Source organism: Thermoanaerobacterium thermosaccharolyticum DSM 571, assembly GCF_000145615.1.
Taxonomy (GTDB): domain Bacteria; phylum Bacillota; class Thermoanaerobacteria; order Thermoanaerobacterales; family Thermoanaerobacteraceae; genus Thermoanaerobacterium; species Thermoanaerobacterium thermosaccharolyticum.
The window spans coordinates 941,897-960,048 of the sequence record NC_014410.1 but is presented as its reverse complement, the minus strand read 5'-3'; the positions used below and the strand labels follow the sequence as shown (position 1 = coordinate 960,048).

Here is an 18,152-nt window from a genome sequence, read left to right as displayed (position 1 = left end):
GTCATATACCTCCTTCAATATTTCTTTTACTTTGTTTTTCTATACGGTAAACTTCATACTTACTTAAATCTTCTATTTTACTCAAGTTATTTTTAAATCGCCCGACATATTCGCTTTCGGCATTATGAACATCACTATCTATTGCAATATCTCCTACATAAACATCTAATTTTTCAACTCCATAACGTGTTTTTCTCTTTTTCATTTGATACAACATTCTTATATGCCCGTCTTTAAAGCAGTCAAAATTTTTTATATCTATCCCCTTTAATTCATGATGAAGTTTAGAATGCGAAGGATTTTCTTCCAAATCTTTCTTAAGTTTCATAAGATAATTATCTAACATTTGTCTCTTTTCTCGATTTAAACTAATATATTCTTTTGCCACCTTTGATACGTAAAATAGCTCAAATCTTTCTTTGTATTTTTCCCACAATGTTACTCCAAGTGGATTAAAATGGATAATGTCTTCCTTGCTAATTATACTCATTAAATCATCTACATTATTTAAGCCTTTCGGAAATTCTTTAATTTCGCCTTTTTCAATGCCCATAAAAAATTTTTCATTTTTCTCAAAAATATCCCAATTTATGTTAATAGGAATATATGGAATTTTTATGAGCGCATCAGTTGTTTCAAAAATATAATAAATAGGGCATTTATTTACTTGAGCAAGGATAGTTAAATAAGGAATGGTAGCTTTAAAGCCTCCAGTAATATTTATAACTACATCGTCCCAGTACTCATTTGCTATACTATAAACCTTATCAACGAGATGATTCATTCCCTTTTTAAATTTCTCTCCATCATCGACCACAAGACTTTCAACTATAACTATACTATTATTTTTAATATCTATGTCATTAAACATATTCATATTATTAAAAATAAATTCCTCCAAAATTTCTCCTGCAACCTTACTTAGAATAGTATCAGAGCATAGAAAATACATTTCGACATAATCCTTAAATTGCTCTTTTAATCTTATTATGCTTTTTATCTCAGCTGAAATATCTTCTTTGTCTTCATCATTACTCTTGTTTATCCATCTATTCAATTTTTCTTTTATTTCTCTAATTCTATCAATTTCTTCATTATATTTGTAAGCCTCTATATTTCTTAAATTTTCTACAAGTTTGGCAAATCCAACATCTTTATGTTGCTCCTTGTAATTTTCAAAAATCGAAGTGCCCACCATAGTTATTATCCTTTTCATCATCTTACCTCCCCTATAAATGATAACCCAAACCCCTCTTCAGCCTTTTCGTCAGAAATATTCTTAAAGTGGAAAGCCTCTTTTAACGTATTTAAGTCCATGTCATTAAGGAGTTCAAAATAATACACACTTCCTGCCGGAACTGCTTTGTTTAATGGCTTGGAATTACCCTGTGCTATATCCCAGCCCCCGATAAAAATCGGCTTTCCAATAGCACACGCAAGAAGTTTTAGTTTTATGCCCTTAAATTCTCCTATTAAGGTATTTTCATTTATCCAATAAGGCAACCAGCCTTTTTTAAAAATTGCTGGAGTAGCAAGATAAATCTTGAACAAACCATCGTTTAAATTAAATTTTAAATTTTTTAAATCATTAAAAACATCTTCGCCTTTCTCAAAAACAGCTGCTCTGGCCTTTCCACCAAGTTGCAAAACACCTTTTTCATCAAAACTATCTATCCCTTCTATTTCTACAATAAGTTCGGCATTCTCTTTAAGTCTTATCATTGAAATTCTGTATAAATGCCCATATTTTGAACTCTTAGTGTTTTCATCAATATTAATGCCAATTTTGTCCTCTTCTTCAAAATAGCTCTTACTTTCTATATAAGAAAACTCTTCTGCTTTTAATGTTAGATACTCCTTAAAATCTATAAAGTTAAGCCACCCCTCACTATTATCTACAACTCCTTCTCTTCTCCATAGAAGTGCATTATCAAGATTATAGTTACTAATCATTAAAGAAGGTTTTTTACGAAATTGTAAATAATGTAAAGTTTCGTTGTCTCCTTTTAAGCATACCAGATCATAAGGTACTTTAAAAATAGATTTCCCATTTTCTGCTAAGAAAGGACCTTTTATAACAATCTTACCTTTTTCTTCTTGAGTTCCTATTATATCCCTATATTTACCATTATAAAAATCTTCCAAAGTGCCGTTTTTAAAGATCAAATAGCTTCTTACCGCCCCATAAACAGTAGACGGATAAGGCGGAAAAAAAGAATCAGACCACGTATCTTCTCCTTTAAAAAAAGGCTTCGGCGTTCTAAAGAATAAAGTATCCAACGGTTTTATTTTTATAAGCACTATTCTCCCTCCTTTCCGATAAAAGCAGATATTTCGATTAGTTTTAAGAAATTGTCAATATCATCATCATATTTGTGATATAAATTTTTAAGTACATCGGAGATTTCTTTAGAAATATTCTTTTTTTCTTCTTTCCCGATATTTCCACTAACAGTATCGACGGCTCTTAAAACAACTCTTTTTATCTCCGTATTAATAATACCCGTTTCGGCAATATAATTTCCGCATTTATCTTTAAGTTTCGCAAATTCTTCTGCTAGAGTATAAACTATTCTTCTAGAAATTCGCACCCCACTTTGATTCCTTCTAAAGAGGTACGATAATTCTTTCAATATCTCCAGAACATCCATATCACCGTATTTCCACTTGCTTACTATTATTTTTTCTTCTCCTGAACGCTTCAATAATGAAATAGCAAAACTATCCTTCTCAGTATTGCTTTTGGCTTTTTTTTCTGTTTCTCTTACTTTATCCATAACCATTTTTAACGGCGTTTTATAATGAGCAATCACTACCCCACAAGACGCAGTTGCGTTCTTGCCCATTGTTAAAAGTAATTTTCCATCTTTTTCAACAAAACCTGTGTTATTACTCCAATCTACTTTGATTTCATTATTTTCTATCTTTATATGTCCTGAAAAGGCTGCTCTTAATCTTCTCATCACTTCAAATAGATCTTTTAAATTAACGAAAGCAAGCACATCGTCTCCACCTGAATAAATTAGTTTACCTAAATGATCATCTTCAACTATTTTCTTTACGAACTCAAGACTATAATTTCTCAAAGATAGTGAAATTAAAGAGTGGATCGTAGGAGCAAGAAGTTTATTCTTTATAGATGTTTTTAACTCTTCTTTCACTTTATTAGGTAATTTATTCCATAAATCAGAACCATATATATGCTCAAAGTTGTGTAACAATTTACCTGCAAGCCATTCTCCCATATTATCTCCATCAAATAAAACAACGGCGTAGTAAGGATTAGGCTCCCCTACTTTGTCTGTAATTTGTTTAAGTGATTTTCTCAAATCCTCTATTTCTTTATCATCTATTTCAATACCAAACTGCTTTTTGATATTTTCTGTACATAAATTTTCCTCAAAAAACCATTCTCCCTCGATATTTACAACATTATTAAAATCACCTTCAATTTTGTTCAAAGGCTTAACTTGTATTTGTCTTAGCACATTTTCTCCAACTATTTTTTTAATATCATCAATATATGCATTAAACTGTACTTCTGCATCTTTCAAAGCTCTCTTTTTAAAATTAGATGAAGCCATTTCTGCAGTAGATGGAAAAGTATAGTCTATAAATTTACCATCAACCTTATCACCTAAATATTTATCCAAAGCTCTTTTAACAAAACAAGGTATACAAAGTGCCTCTTTTTCACTTATGTATTTACCTACTTGTAAACTCCCCATTCCTGCCTTTATTACTCCCTCTTTTGTACCGCATATATTACATTTCTTCCCATATTCATTGATTTGGCTAAAATTCCTCAAATTTTTTCTTATACCCATAGACTTTTCAAGGGCAGAATAGCCAAGGTGATAGATTAAACCAACGTTTTCTTTTTGGACTTCCTCAAAGAAATCTTTAAAGTCCTCTTCAGTAATATATCTTCCATCTTTTTTAAAAGGCATAGCTACCCAGTAAATTTCAGGAAAATCTAGTGTCTGTTTTTTTATTACTGCATTACAATCCTCATCTTTCTTATCTAACCTAATTTTATCTATTAATTTAAACTTATTTAAAACTATATCAACCATCTCTTTCCATTTTTTTCTAACAATATCCTCCATTTTATGTGCCAATTTTATTATTTTACTTTCTTCACTTTCTGGTATCAAAGCCACAAATCTATTAGGAATCGTAGGCTGATCAATAAATGACGAAATAGAAGATTTCCTGTTTATATTACATCTTTTCAAATGCCATTCCATTAAAGGCTGAGCAGAAAGATTAGGATAAATTATGCTTTTAGGACCATACCTATCAATTACTTCTTCCATACCAATAAAAGTTAAATATGAAAGCAAAAAACTTCCCATAAATAAATCCTGGGTCTTTCTCGCTTGAGAAATAAATTGCTGTACTGGCCCTATAGTAAAGAGAAAAAGAGAAACGTTGCTGCTATTCTCAGCGAAACTCTCGTATATTTTCTCCTCCATCATGAAATCACCCTTTGTATAAAAGAATTTTGTTTATTAAAGTCCCACTTATAATTTTTATCTTTAGAATAATAGCTATTTAAAGTAGTCACTATTGGTATATAGTTGTCATACTCTTTTATTATAGAAACATAAATAGGAGAAGACATCCTTGGCTTTATATTTCCAAGGGATAAATCTCTATAATTATAAAAATCATGAGCAGCTTGGCTGATTTTTTTCAGCAATTTATTAATATCTTTTGTTTTTTTACCAAGTACAATTTCTTTTATCCATGGATAATTTCCTCCTCTTTTACCACTAACAATTTTATTTCTGGTGATTGTGTATACATTGGATTCTATACTGTTGTTTAACAAACTAGCAATATAACTTAGATCAATGGTTTGCTCTAAGGGTATATCATTTATTGAAACGGCTCTGACGCTACCAAACCCTCTCCTTGACCTTCTCCCATAGCCACCCAAAATTGTAGACAAAATAAAAATATTTTTACAGAGCTGAAGTTGCTTATCGTCCGGACAAGATAAAATTACTTCAAAAATATAATTAGAACTAATAGCATTTTTTTTATAACCATTTTTTTTATGAGGCAAGATATTTGCTTCTTCAATCTTCATAACTTCACATGGAACAACTCTTATTCCAAAATTGCTTTTTCTCTCGATTTTACCAAAAAGCTCTACTTCCTTCTTCTTTAATTCATTAAGATCATTTTCTGCTTTTGTTGCTCTCCACCAAAATCGCATCATTCCTTTGAATTCCGAAGGCCTTAATTCCACATCCTTTCCGTTTGAACCAGTCATGACCATTGGTGTTATTACTTTGCAGAGTATTCTCAACTCACACATCTTTCCCATCCCCTTGCTTTAGACTTATTCATTTAGCTTTATAAATTTATAGTCATTACACACATTTTAAAAATCTATACCCTCTATTTCATAAAAGCTGGTAAAAATTCTTTTTACTGTTTTACGAATCTTATCAAAATCTTTATTTGATAGCATTCCGAACCCATGAGTAAAGATGGATTTGTTTCTTAGCTGCACATTGGAGTATATTAAACCAATATTTATACCTTCCATCAATTCATCCTCAATAGCTTTTATTAAAACATAAGCATCAAACAATGCCATACTATTTTGAGGTAGTTCCGTATAAGTTTTGAAATTCTTAAAGGACTTGATATTTTCATTCATTCTCGATAATAACTCCTGTTCACCAACAGAAAAAAACGAATAATCAGGGGATGAGACATTAAACCCATATTTTGCTAACCTAACCTGAGCCATCAGTTCTAAAATACGATATAGGAGTAAGATTGCCACATCGTACTTACCTTCATCGCTTCTCCTTAAAGCATTGGTATATATTGAAAAAATAATGGGCGTATATAGATCTTTATTTGTGATATATTTCCATTCTTCATTTTTATCATTTAAATTAACTGATTCTAGTGGTTTGATAAGTTTATACTGATTAAATAAAGTATCATAGTATTTATACGCTGCTAAATCTTTCTCAACGTATTTCCAGGCTTTCATGGTATTGAATAATTTTTCGAATTCTCTAATACACTCATCAAAAAATAAGCAATCCCACAATCGATAAATATTAGATAATAATTTATAAAATGTATAATCTCTATCGGCAACCCTATCTTCTAAGTCCGAGAAAATATTATATGCCGATACAAATTCATTTTTATTGAAAAGCGCTATGGCTTTATCTTTTTCCAAATCTCCAAAAACGTGATAAGGATCTTCCACGAACTTCAATTTTTCTGTCCCTGGTTTTGGCTTTCTCATTTTGTTGTTATAATCACTAGCAACATAAACCAAATCTATTTTAAAATAAGCCCCTGCCATAGCTATGCCAGCAGACATTGACTTGGTACCGCCTGTAAAATCAATAGCGGTTTTGTCAGGACAACCCCACCTATCTACATATACTTTTTTTAGCACCCGATAAATATCGACGGGATCATCTTTAACTATCTCTTCCGCTGTATATTGTGATGGCAACAAGTTTGTCCATTTTATTACTTCATCCAAATTTTTCAAAGAATCCTCTGTATATAAAAACAATACCCTTTTGGGTTTTAATGCCGTAATAGTCAAAACTAGTGGTTCAAAAGACATCCCTAAAGACAATATTAGATTTTCGTACTTGCCTTGAATTTCATCGCTGATACTTAAGCGAAACTTATCCACTACCAATGGAAATATCTCATTATAATAATATTCCTCAGCATTTTTTGCCTGCATTGTTTCCCAAATCTCTGTTTTTTCTTTTAATAACCTTTCAATTTCTTCCTCAGTGAGTTTTAATTCTTCTTTCAACTTAAACCCTCCTCGCTGTAGTTTGTAAAAAACACGATAACTAATTAATAAATAAAAAATAACTACCACAAAATTAAGGTGGAATACATATTACTTTAAATACTCATCCAAATCTTCTATCTTATTAATCTCAAATATGTGATCAACTATTTTGGTTAATGTATGTTCATTGGCATTTTTTATCTTCTTTTTGTAGTCAGAAGAAATGTCTCCAAACTTTCTCGTTAAAAGCCTTATTAAGGTTTTGCTTATGACCTTTTCAATACCTTTTTCTTCTCTTTCTTTTAATTCCTTTTCCGTATATATTTTGAGATTAGCCTCTTTTTATGTCTTTATTATATACTCCTGGGTCTCTTCATTCACTATATCACTGTACATTTTATACACCTCCACAGCTTTCTTCATATTTACCCTAAAAGCCGCTTCCAATAACCTTATCTTCTCATCCTTATCTTTTACGCCATTTATGCTTTTTAGTAATTCTTCGAATGTTTCTCCAAAATATACGTTCTCGCTTAATAATATTATAGGATAATTCTCTTTTAAATCCTTCAGCTCTTTTAATACCACTAACTGTATTGATATCCATTCGCCTTTTATATAATATATACCATCACAGCTTTTTCTATATCTCTGTCGCATTCTTTCAGAAATTTAGTTAATTTTCGTGGATAGGAATTACTCACAAAACTTAACGTCACTTCTTCTATTTTTATGCCATCAACCTTTTTATTGGTCTTCTCATAATCATTCATCATGGATTTGTAAATATATGCGTAACCCAAACCTTTAAAATAATCGTCTATTGATAGATAATCTTCTGGTGATTTGTATTCTATGATGTTATACTTTTTAAAGATTCTCGCTATTTGTTTGTCAATACCATAGTCGTCATTCTTCTTGACTATTATCACATCTATCCGCAGCGGTTCTTTTGATAGGTACTGTTCTTGTATTATATCAATTTTATCTTTTTCATTTTTAAAAATCTCTCTGATAGCTGTATAAAAATCACTATGCCAATCATTGGTTATCTCATCCATAATAATCGCCTTCAATTCTCTTCAATCTTATCATACCATAATCTGTGTTCATGATAATGCACACTTACCTTTTTTAAACTGTTAAGCATTGGTTTTTATGACAAGGCCATAATAGTATAACTTGGAATACATAACGATTAAACACAGACTTTATAGATATTTTGTATGGTCCTATAGGGTATCATTATAGACATGGTAAAACAACTACTTTAAAAGTTCAAAAACGAATTCTATCACGTATCTTCTTTTTAGCACATCATGACAATACTGGTTTGTATAGTTACGCAAACAGCTATAGCAGCTTGAATCTCCTTCCTCTCCTCCACATTCACAACTTGAAACTAAATCTAACGTTTCTTTAAGTACTTTCTTAAAATTTTCTTCTTTGGCGATTCTTTTAACCTGACCGGCTCCACCAGGCACATCGTCAAATAAAACTATGGCAGGACTAGTTGGATCACCATTATAAGAATATAAAGTGCCATCAATATCCCGTCTTTCAATCTCTAACGCTCTGCAAGCTCCTTCTATTAAACCGTACAATAACGATTCCCAAAATCCCTTTCTACTGTCATGATACCCTATAAATTTTAAAGAAAATATATCTGTTTTAAATTCATATCCCAACGAATACCGATAAGAAATCCCTTTACCTTTGCACTCCTTTCCAAATTCAGTTTTATGAGAAGATAAAGGTTTGCCATTGTAAATCTCTGCATAACCACAACTTTCACAAACTATAAAACCCTTTTTTCCAGCACTATTTATAACAACCAACCTTCCATTACCCGCCTCTATCTCTACGTTAATCCCATTTAGGTCAAATTCAAGTTTTTTCTCAATTTTCTCCTCTTGGGCAAAATACTTGCGAGTAGTGTAAGTTCTTTGTGGCTTTATCAAAGTAGGCTTCTGCGGAGGCCCAGCTACAAAACCAAATTCTGGAGTAATAAAAGTACCGCGATTACGGCCAATCTTATTTCCGCAAAAAATACAAACATCAAATTCTTTTTCTTTGTTAGCAATATCACTGTAATAACACCCACAATAATCACAAATTGCATAATTATATTTTATAGGCTCTCTATCAGGCAATTTCTTAATATACTTGCTAGTCCACAGTTTGCCGCCTGCTATTACTTGGCTCTCAGGAGCATACTCAGATAGGGCTACCTTCAAATCTCTTGTTAACTCAAGCCCCTTAGCTTCATCTCCATGATGATTTATCTTTAATTCTACTACATCCACAGGAAAACCATATTTAGGTATAACATTGTTCTGTGATAAAAAGTCAATTATATAGCGTCTTTCTAGGGTATTAATTACCCGTCTAACATTGGAAGCTTGTTCATACTTTTTTCTTTTGCTATACTCTTCTTCTATCGCTTCCAATTCTTCTATATCATTCATTAAATGCCTTTCCGCTTTTCTCAATACCCCATCTTCTCCTAATAATCCTTCCACCCAACTCCAATCTTCAATGCCAATTTCCTCATGCATACTTTCTGGCACTATTCTTATAAGACTATCTTTCAACTCAGTAGGTCTTTTATTAAGAAAATCTTTTATAAGGGTGGCAGCTGATTCTTCTCCTTTTCTGAAAAAATTTCTAACTTCCCCAAAATACTCTGGATTATGCCTCCAAAATAACGCCAAAGCCACCGCATATACATGTCTTTTTATAATTTTTTCATTTGTAATCTCAAGATGAGGTGTTTGAATCTTACCATTAACAATTCCTAAAGGATTAATAAAATGCGAAAAATCATGAGAACGCCTTTGAGCAAAAGTAAGCACAAAAGCTGTTGAACTGGTTTTTCTACCAGCCCGACCAGCTCTTTGTACATAATTGGCTGGAGTTGGAGGCACATTGCGCATAAAGACTATTTCCAAATCCCCAACATCTACTCCCAATTCAAAAGTTGTAGAACAACTTAAAATATTTATCTCTCCATCATAAAATCTCTTTTGGACTTCTGCTGCTGATTCAGTAGTAAGTTGAGCAGTATGTTCACTTGTTTTCAACGTCAAAGGTAAAATATCAAAATAAAGTTTTTTATAGTGATGATCCTTTAATTCTTCTTCTGGATTACATTCCATCAATTGCCCATCACAACGATAAGTTGGGCAAACTCCTTCCACATTATGAAGCCATAACTTATTACATTTAGTACACCTATACCACTTAACAGATTTATCAATAACCGATGGAACCAATCTCCAATACCCCAAATTCAGACGATATCCTTCTTGAGGACTTCCAGAAAAATATTTCCTCCATGGCGACTTGTCCGATATTAGCAATCTATCCCATATATTTACCAAAAAATCTTTTACCTCTTCCTGATCCATTTTCTTGCCTTTCGCAACAGCTAAACGCATTAAGAAATCCAACCGCGAATTATTTTTCCCAGCACTTGCTGGAACCCAGCTATACACTTTTCCAGTTTCTTTTGAATCTCTTTTAAAATAAAACTCTCTATTTAACGGCTTAAAAAATTCATCCTGTGGATTGATACTGTCAGGAAAGCAAATAGCACCATTCCTTCTCATACTATCTAATAAAATCATAATAACTTTAACCGCTTCTTCTTCGCTAAAATTCCAATAACTACTAACTAATGCCTTAGGAGGGCGCCAATTCTCAGGCAAAACCGGTTCAAACCCTAAAAGTCCTAAAGCTTCTAAACTTGTATCTCCTCCACGACCCAAAAATTCGTATAGTACCCACTTCCAAGCTTCCTCTTCTAACTGCTGAAAACTTAAATCAGGAAAAATATTTAATTCCTTCATCATTCTTTTAAGAAACTCAACTAAATCTTCTACTCTCCATTCATTTTTTATTACTTTCTCCTTGTATTTTTCTAAGGCCATGATAATCAAACGTCGTTGTAAAATTTGATTATAAGAAGTTTGCAGGTAAGTAGAAAAGAAAGCCGCATCTTGACGACTGTCAGAAAAAATGAGCATACGCCGATTGCTTGTAACAAGAAAACTTTCATCACTACTATTTGTGCTCCATTCACTATCTTCTATTTCAAGATTTTCTTTTTCTTCTTTTCTATCAGGTATTTGTTGATAGAGAGCAGTGGCTAAAACACTTGTAGCAGCTTCATGCCCTAGAATAAAACGCCTAGCAACTGAACCAGTAGTATTAATAGTTCCACAGGCAGGACATTTATGCAAAATCCCATTTTTACTAGGACTTTTTATCACACGAATTTTATATTTCTCTCCACATTCACAAAATTCTCTTATCTCATTGGCAGCTTTAATAGCTCCACATTTGCCACAAAGAACATATTCTTCTACTTTAGAACTCATTTCTTTGCCTGCTAAAACAAGCTCGTCTTCATTGTCAGGCACAATTTCCCTATCTTCTGAAAGCAAAAAATACACTAAGTTATTATCATCTTCATAAAAACAATTACCTGGCTGCCTTAAAAATTTTATACCATTCCTCTCTTTTATTTCACCTACTAAATAGATTGCATTGCATCGCGAACAAGTAGCAATTTCAAAAACTTGATATTCTTCTCCCTTTTCATCTGCAACCCATTCTCGCCTTTTCAAAAAAACACGTTTTTGAGGTAATAAGGAAATAAATCCTCCTTCAAGAGCTCTTATAAACAAGTGATACCGAGCAGGAAGCAATGGTTGGTCACTAATTCCCATCTTAGCATTATTAGCTAAATATACTAAAGCTGCTAAACATTGTTCTTTATCTTCTTTCTCCTCAAATAATTCTTTTGAGACTTTTGCCAAATAACAAGGCTCCCTCTCCAGCATATTTTGTAAAGTAATTAGCCTTTCATCTTTCCGAAGAACTAAATACAAAAATTTTCTCCATTCTCCATCACAATTATTTAATGCTTCTTCCATAATTTCTTCTGGCACACCTAGTTTTCCACCTTCTTTGACTAACAGAGAAATTTTTTCCTTTTCTTCTCCGTCAATAATGTCGGCCCATTTTAAATACAATAATCCTTTGGGCTTCCCCCAGCTTTCTTTTGAAACAACTAGGCTTTTTTTCTTGCCAGTTACTACGTCTTGGCGTGTAAAGTCATCTTCTATCCACTCAAATTTTTCATCAAACAATCTCTCTGCAAACTCTGTAACTTCTTGAAAATCCTTTTCCCTATTTTCAACCAAAGTTGCACTGGTACCTATGCACTGCAAAACTCCTCTCTGGCTTTTTACTACTCTATCTTTCAATCTCTTTAAAAGCATAGCCAACTCAATTCCTTTTGCTCCAGTGTAAATGTGTATTTCATCAATAACAATAAATTTCCACTGGGCAGCATATTCCCCATCAAAAAATACATTATCCTCAGGTCGCAATAGCAAATACTCTAGCATAGCATAATTTGTAAGCAAAATATGAGGAGGAGACTCATGCATTTTTTCTCTTGAAAGTATTTCATTAGGCAATAATTCTTCATTAGGATTCATTTTTTTAAATCTCTCTACTGCTCTTCTTTCTTCAAATTCCGTCTCCCCAGTGTAACTGCCAAAAGTAACATCAGGGTAATTTTTCAATAACCTGCGCAACCTTTTGAGCTGATCATTGGCAAGCGCATTCATTGGATACAACAACAAAGCCCTAACCCCTGGACCTAACTCTCCTTTTTCTTTTTGCCTAAATAAATGATTGAGGATTGGAACTAAAAAAGTCTCTGTTTTGCCACTACCTGTACCTGTTGCAACAATCAAATTTCTTTTATTTTCTATTAGTTTTCGAATTGCAATTTCTTGATGAACATACAAATTCCGATCTATAGGTAATTCAGAAGTAGAAAGTTTTTGAAACTCATAAGACAAAATTCCCTCTTCAATCAAATTCAGTATAGATTTTCCGGTTTCAAAAGGTGGTGTAGCTTCTAAAATGGGACCTTTAACAAACCCTTCAAATTCTTTAAGTTCTCTTTTAAACTGCTCTTTTAAATCCACGTTATTAAAAGAAAAAGTAGTGGTAAGATAATCTAAATACCTATTTACCACAGCTTCCGTGGTTTTAATAGGATCTAACCTCGTCATTTCTCTCCTCTCCTTATTTGAACAAATATATACTCTGGCAGTATCACTTCATCACCACATTCCTTATGTCCTTCAGTTTCAGAAAAAATAACTTTACATCTTTGGCAATACATAAAACCATCATTGTCCCGATCTATCAGGTAAGGCAATTTGTTAAAATATTTGGGTTGCACTCCAAAATATAAATGTGCGGGATTGTACTCAAGATAAGCAACTTCACCTTTCTCATCTAAAGTACATATATTCCCTTCAAACTCTACTCCTTCTGGAAAATCCGAACACACTTCTATATCCTGTATCCAATAATTTTTTCCGACTGAAATTCTTTTTCCTTCTACTTCAAATCCAACAATATCCAAACCTTTCTGTTTAATCTCCTGCAGTACCTCCTCCTTATCCCCTATCACAATATCAACACAATTTCTTTCATTCTCTCCTGGCAATGAAATTTCCTCTTCCACCCATGGATCTTCAATATCAAATTGCATCCTGTATTTCCCTAAAGGCAATCTTTCTACATCCTCAATAAATTCCAATATAGACTCTTCTTCAGGAATTTGACGTTCAATTATCTCCACTGCTACATCGCTCAGTGGCCACAATCGCACAATTCTGTCGGAAGCTTTTCCTAAATCCTCCCATTTAATAGACAATATTCTCTTTCCATTTTCCCTTCTCTGCTTTACCTCAACATTTGCAACTTCCCAATGAAGCCTTATGCGTACTAGCAAAAAAGAAGAAGAAATATTCTTATCTTCAAAAGAAATGACCAAATCTTGAACCAGTAAATTGCCTTCTTCGCGAATACTATAAACAATGTCACTTAATTGGCACAAATTAAATATCAAAACCCCTTTTTTATTGTTAGGAACAATCGTATGCCCATTAGGAGATAAAGTAAGTTTAACTTTTGAGTTTTGAAGAAAAGAAGGCACCTTAACCTGAACATCTCCCATATCTTCAAACCATATTTCTTCTATTTCACTTTTCCAATCCTCAATCTCATTAAGACGCCAGTACACTTTAGGAACAACTATTGACAAATCAACATTGACCTGCTGTGATCCTTCTTTTAGAAAATACATCAATTCTACGTTTACTTGATCATTCGTCGGATCAAACTTTATCACATTTTTAAATAAACTACTTTCTACAACTTCATTCCCTATAATTTTAAAAGGGTATCGCGAATGCAATTTAACTTTTCCTAATTCGCTTTTTCTTTTTTCAAAAGGAGAATACAACAGCTTGTCAAACTCTATCTTTAAATCCGGCACTACAGTAAATTCCTCAACCCATATAATGTTTTGTTTATAAATCAATGCCATCTTACAAGAACCATAAACATCAGAAACAAGTGAATATAGAGGAATAAACACAACATTTCCTTCTTTTATCGCTTCTTTAAAATCACTAAGAGGTTTAAAAAAACTACCTCCTGAAAAGTCCAATCTCACTCCATAGAAATCTATTTCTTCCATCGAACCTAATGAAAATATCAAGCTAGGTAATTTTTTGTTATAAACTGCTTTCCCATTCGCCTTTACTTCCTCTATTACCTCTTCTCCTACTAACTGTGGTTTTAAATCAATAGGCTTTTTAAAAACAAATTTCTCTCCTTCTATTTCTACAAGAATCATATCAATATCACTTAGATCGACATAAACATATTCATAATTAGACCATTCCCCAATCAATCTTCCTCTTTCTTTTACCGCTATAGAAGGATTAACTTTGCTTCCATAAGTTGTAACTATGTACGCTCCATCTTCTAAAAGATATAAATCTTCTATCAATTTTCCTTCCGCTGAAAAAAGCAAGCATTTATTATGCCAAATGTCCTTTATTTCCCAATTATAGACTTCATCACTTTGCCAAAGCTCAAAATGATAAGCCTCCATTGGTATTTCTAAAATACCAAAAACAGGTTCTGTTTGATACTCATCTCCAATTTTTCTTATTGGTACCTCTATCTCTTTAGCGATAGCTTTATCACCACCAATTACAAACACTGCTTTTTCTGGTTTCTTTAAAATTTGCCTTGGCAGCTCAACTTTTATAACCCTTTCTATAGTATCCAACTTTACAAATGGTTTTCGTAAGAACAAACTGTCTTTCTCTCTCTTCCACTTGCTTCTTTCTCTTTCAATACTCAGCTTTTCTTTCCCCTCTTCTTCCCACCACTTTCTCATCTCTTCTTTAATTCTTTTAGGCAGGTAAATATCTTCAAAATCTCCCTCTCCTTGGTCTAATCTTTGAATTAACAATAAAGATTGAAAAATGAACTCCTCTGCCAGTTCTTCTCCTTGAAATATAAAGACGCGAGTAGATTCATTTAAAGAATATAAGGGATTGCTCACTTCTTTAAATTTTTCTAGGTACTCATCCTTCTTCCTCTGAATTTTACTAAGTCGCTTATCTATTTCTTCTTCATTCATATACTTCCATCTCAGCGATAAATTTTCCAATAAAGTATCAATAGTATATTGACTGGTAATTTCTCTTTTAATTCTTTCTATTTTCTGCCGCAAGCCTCTTTGCTTCTTTAACTCTTTTGATCCCTCTTCTAAATTTCCTTTTCCCAATATCTTTAAATTCTCTTCATATGAATTAATTTCTCTATCAATATATTTCAAGCTTTTTTCTAAGTCAACTAAAGCATCTTGTGAAATATCCGTAACATAAGATGTTGCTGCAGCTTCTTTTTCAGCTTCTTCTATTAAGTTTTGACGTTTTTTCAGTAACTCTTGTAACTCTTTTAAGCTAGTTACCATTTCTATAGTCAGATTTTCTAATAAATTCTTCTTCAATGGCAATTCTATAAATTTCTCTTCTAATTTTCTCTTACTTTCCAGCATTTGATGGTACTGACTAGGCATAATTAAGCGCAACAATAAACCCAATAAGCCACTAAATTTCTTTTTAAGATTCGTATAAACCTTGAAAAGCTCTTCTATCTCATCAATTGAGAGTTCCAATACAAAAGGAATGAATCTGTTATTCCAATAACTTAGTACAAAGCATGCCATTTTTTTTATTTTACTTTCTACTTCATCGTATTCCCTTGTAAAAATTTCTTTCCTCTCTAGAATTTCACGAAATTCCTCCAACTGCTGGCGAAATTTTTCTCTTTCGGCCTTTACCTCTTCCAGCCAGTCTTCTGGCTTTGATAAAAGTTCTTTTAATTCTGAAGATTTTTTAATTCCTCTTTTTAATTCTATTAACCTTTTTAGTTTATCTTCATTTCTTAATACATCTAAGGCAAGTAGTAACTCTTTTTCCTCCTCTTCCACCTTTTTTAACTTATTCTCCTTTTCTATGTAAAAAGCATACTCCTTTCTCCAATTGGACACTATATGTTTTGTCTCTTCTAAATTTACAGATAATCCCAGCTCTTGCCGCTCTTTATATATCCTAAATACAACATTCAAAAAATAATCTCTAAGATAAAAATTAGGAATATATCCATGGGCTAAAATTGGCATAATATAGCGCAATTTACCTTTAAAATTAGGCAATTTATATTTTTTAACCGTTTGCAAAAAAATTTTACTTAAACGTGTTTGCATTTGTTGTTGTTCAGATGGCAGTTTTAACATATTATATACATTACTCCAAAAATCTCCTTCTTGATAATACAATATTCCTATCCACACAAGAAAAAGTGAAATAGTTAAAGACTCAGAAAGGTCAAAATAGGGCTTTTGTATTTCCTTTGAAATTAAACTAGCCATATGTTCTAAATCCTCAGAATCCAACTCAATATAACCTAAAAGTTTTTTCTTTTCTGACAGAGCTAACAAATCCTCAAAATACTTATCACAATCCGCTAAGCAACTACAATTTTTTACCCCCATATATCCCACCTCAATGCAGTTTGTAAAAGACACAATAACCAATTAATAAATAAAAAATAACCACCATAAAATTAAAGTGGAATACACACTACTTAAAATATACATCTAAATCCTCTATTTTATCTATCTCAAATATGTGATCAACTATTTCCGTTAAGGTATATTCATGTGTTACCTTTATTAATATACAACGTGTTTATAAAAAAACCTCCATAAATACAAAATATTTCGATATATTTCGTCAAAAAGATATTTTACAAATACTCCGCTTTTCTCTTTTTAAGCTCCTTCAATACTTCCTTTACATCCCTGGGTATAAACATACCGACCTCTTTTTTACGCTTTGCACTCAGATTATATAGACCTAGCCAACAGCGTAGCCAGTTGGAGTCCATTTATCAAAATGACTCCATCTTCTTGAGCTTCTCTCTTGCATTTATCTGTAAAATCGTCAGCAGTCGAAACCACTATTTTTAAACTTTCTGGTTCTTTTGCTGCTTTTAACACCTGGGCCACAGCTTGATAATCATTTTGATCTATTCCAACTTTATTTTTAACCTGGATGTATACAAGTAAGTCCTGCTGAACCATCTCGCTAATTATTGGCAATTCTTTCTTGAATACGAGATCAGCATCTCCACCTTGCCCATCAAAACAGTTTTTATCGACTAACTCATAGCCATTACTTTCAAATACTTGACGCACAAGTTTTTCCAGATCGACAGGAGGATATTTTCTTACTTTGTCCAATATTTCTTTCAAAACAAAATCTCCTAGTATTTCATGAATTTCTTTATGGCTATCAACACCAGATTTCTGTTCAGTAAAAAGTTTTTCAATAGCGTTCTGCAGTCCTTTATTCCAAATGTTATTTACAGCTGAACGATATCCTCTCAATTTCCCAGATATGACTCGTGTTTCGTCACCTGCATGAATATTGAATATCCTAATATTACTAGGATCAATATAAAGTATATGACGATAATCTTCACTACCAGGTTGCCTTTGAAAATCAAAAGCATACTCTTTACTTACAGGAGCAATAACAAAGTGTTCCCAATCCGGCATTTTTGGTACTATTACTATATCTCCCTTTTTTGCCTCAATCATTGGATAAAGTATCCTATATCTCATTTCCGCTTCTTCATTTGTCGCTGAATAACCCCAAATCTTTAAGGCAGCATCTTTATACCGTTTTTTCCAAGTATCCTCATCCACAATTCTCCCATCTTGCTCCTTTAATTGCATTCCAGTTACTCCCCATCCCTGTCGCAAACGACCTTCCTGTAGTTCTTTCCAAATAAAGTCTACAGCACCATAATCTACACGTATTACAAAATATCTTTTGTTTGAATTTTCCATACTACTTAACACCTCCAGATTTTTATTTATTTAAAA

At 32.5% G+C, this 18,152-nt stretch carries 11 protein-coding genes; all 11 read right to left on the bottom strand.

The window, feature by feature from the left end; translation table 11 throughout:
• Window position 1: 1 nt before the first annotated feature.
• Window positions 2–1,216 (bottom strand): putative CRISPR-associated protein, encoded by a 1,215-nt coding sequence (locus TTHE_RS04660; protein WP_013297443.1) that lies wholly within the window; start codon window positions 1,214–1,216, stop codon window positions 2–4.
• A complete protein-coding gene (gene cmr3 / locus TTHE_RS04655; protein WP_013297442.1) occupies window positions 1,216–2,301 on the bottom strand; it encodes a type III-B CRISPR module-associated protein Cmr3 in 1,086 nt (361 codons plus the stop codon). The genes TTHE_RS04660 and cmr3 overlap by 1 nt, the downstream gene beginning before the upstream one ends.
• Complete coding sequence (cas10, locus tag TTHE_RS04650; RefSeq protein ID WP_041587431.1) at window positions 2,301–4,478, bottom strand: type III-B CRISPR-associated protein Cas10/Cmr2; 2,178 nt, start codon at window positions 4,476–4,478, stop codon at window positions 2,301–2,303. The genes cmr3 and cas10 overlap by 1 nt, the downstream gene beginning before the upstream one ends.
• Window positions 4,478–5,329, bottom strand: coding sequence for a type III-B CRISPR module RAMP protein Cmr1 (gene cmr1, locus TTHE_RS04645; protein WP_013297440.1), 852 nt, complete (start codon window positions 5,327–5,329; stop codon window positions 4,478–4,480). Before cmr1 ends, cas10 begins: the two co-directional genes overlap by 1 nt.
• A 66-nt stretch (window positions 5,330–5,395) precedes the next feature.
• On the bottom strand, window positions 5,396–6,820 hold the full coding sequence (locus TTHE_RS04640; RefSeq protein WP_013297439.1) for a TIGR02710 family CRISPR-associated CARF protein: 1,425 nt from the start codon (window positions 6,818–6,820) through the stop codon (window positions 5,396–5,398).
• Between the two features lie 90 nt (window positions 6,821–6,910).
• On the bottom strand, window positions 6,911–7,027 hold the full coding sequence (locus tag TTHE_RS14560) for a hypothetical protein (RefSeq protein ID WP_231292749.1): 117 nt from the start codon (window positions 7,025–7,027) through the stop codon (window positions 6,911–6,913).
• 117 nt (window positions 7,028–7,144) lie between these two features.
• Window positions 7,145–7,390 carry a hypothetical protein gene (locus TTHE_RS14555; protein WP_041587430.1) on the bottom strand — a complete coding sequence of 82 codons (246 nt, stop codon included), beginning with the start codon at window positions 7,388–7,390 and terminating at the stop codon, window positions 7,145–7,147.
• 26 nt (window positions 7,391–7,416) lie between these two features.
• The gene (locus TTHE_RS14550; RefSeq protein ID WP_013297438.1) at window positions 7,417–7,863 is read right to left on the bottom strand and encodes a hypothetical protein; all 447 of its coding nucleotides are present in this window, start codon (window positions 7,861–7,863) and stop codon (window positions 7,417–7,419) included.
• A gap of 204 nt (window positions 7,864–8,067) precedes the next feature.
• A complete protein-coding gene (locus TTHE_RS04625; RefSeq protein WP_013297437.1) occupies window positions 8,068–12,897 on the bottom strand; it encodes a DEAD/DEAH box helicase in 4,830 nt (1,609 codons plus the stop codon).
• On the bottom strand, window positions 12,894–16,754 hold the full coding sequence (locus TTHE_RS14345) for a hypothetical protein (protein ID WP_013297436.1): 3,861 nt from the start codon (window positions 16,752–16,754) through the stop codon (window positions 12,894–12,896). The genes TTHE_RS04625 and TTHE_RS14345 overlap by 4 nt, the downstream gene beginning before the upstream one ends.
• A 354-nt stretch (window positions 16,755–17,108) precedes the next feature.
• Window positions 17,109–18,116 carry a restriction endonuclease gene (locus TTHE_RS04615; RefSeq protein ID WP_013297434.1) on the bottom strand — a complete coding sequence of 336 codons (1,008 nt, stop codon included), beginning with the start codon at window positions 18,114–18,116 and terminating at the stop codon, window positions 17,109–17,111.
• Window positions 18,117–18,152 lie beyond the last annotated feature (36 nt).

What these genes read in the sequence shown, in the direction of transcription:
- TTHE_RS04625 (WP_013297437.1), bottom strand. Translation starts at nt 12,897, where the DNA reads ATGACGAGGTTAGATCCTATTAAAACCACGGAAGCTGTGGTAAATAGG.
- TTHE_RS14550 (WP_013297438.1), bottom strand. Translation starts at nt 7,863, where the DNA reads ATGGATGAGATAACCAATGATTGGCATAGTGATTTTTATACAGCTATC.
- TTHE_RS04615 (WP_013297434.1), bottom strand. Translation starts at nt 18,116, where the DNA reads ATGGAAAATTCAAACAAAAGATATTTTGTAATACGTGTAGATTATGGT.
- cmr1 (WP_013297440.1), bottom strand. Translation starts at nt 5,329, where the DNA reads ATGTGTGAGTTGAGAATACTCTGCAAAGTAATAACACCAATGGTCATG.
- TTHE_RS14345 (WP_013297436.1), bottom strand. Translation starts at nt 16,754, where the DNA reads ATGGGGGTAAAAAATTGTAGTTGCTTAGCGGATTGTGATAAGTATTTT.
- TTHE_RS04660 (WP_013297443.1), bottom strand. Translation starts at nt 1,216, where the DNA reads ATGAAAAGGATAATAACTATGGTGGGCACTTCGATTTTTGAAAATTAC.
- cas10 (WP_041587431.1), bottom strand. Translation starts at nt 4,478, where the DNA reads ATGGAGGAGAAAATATACGAGAGTTTCGCTGAGAATAGCAGCAACGTT.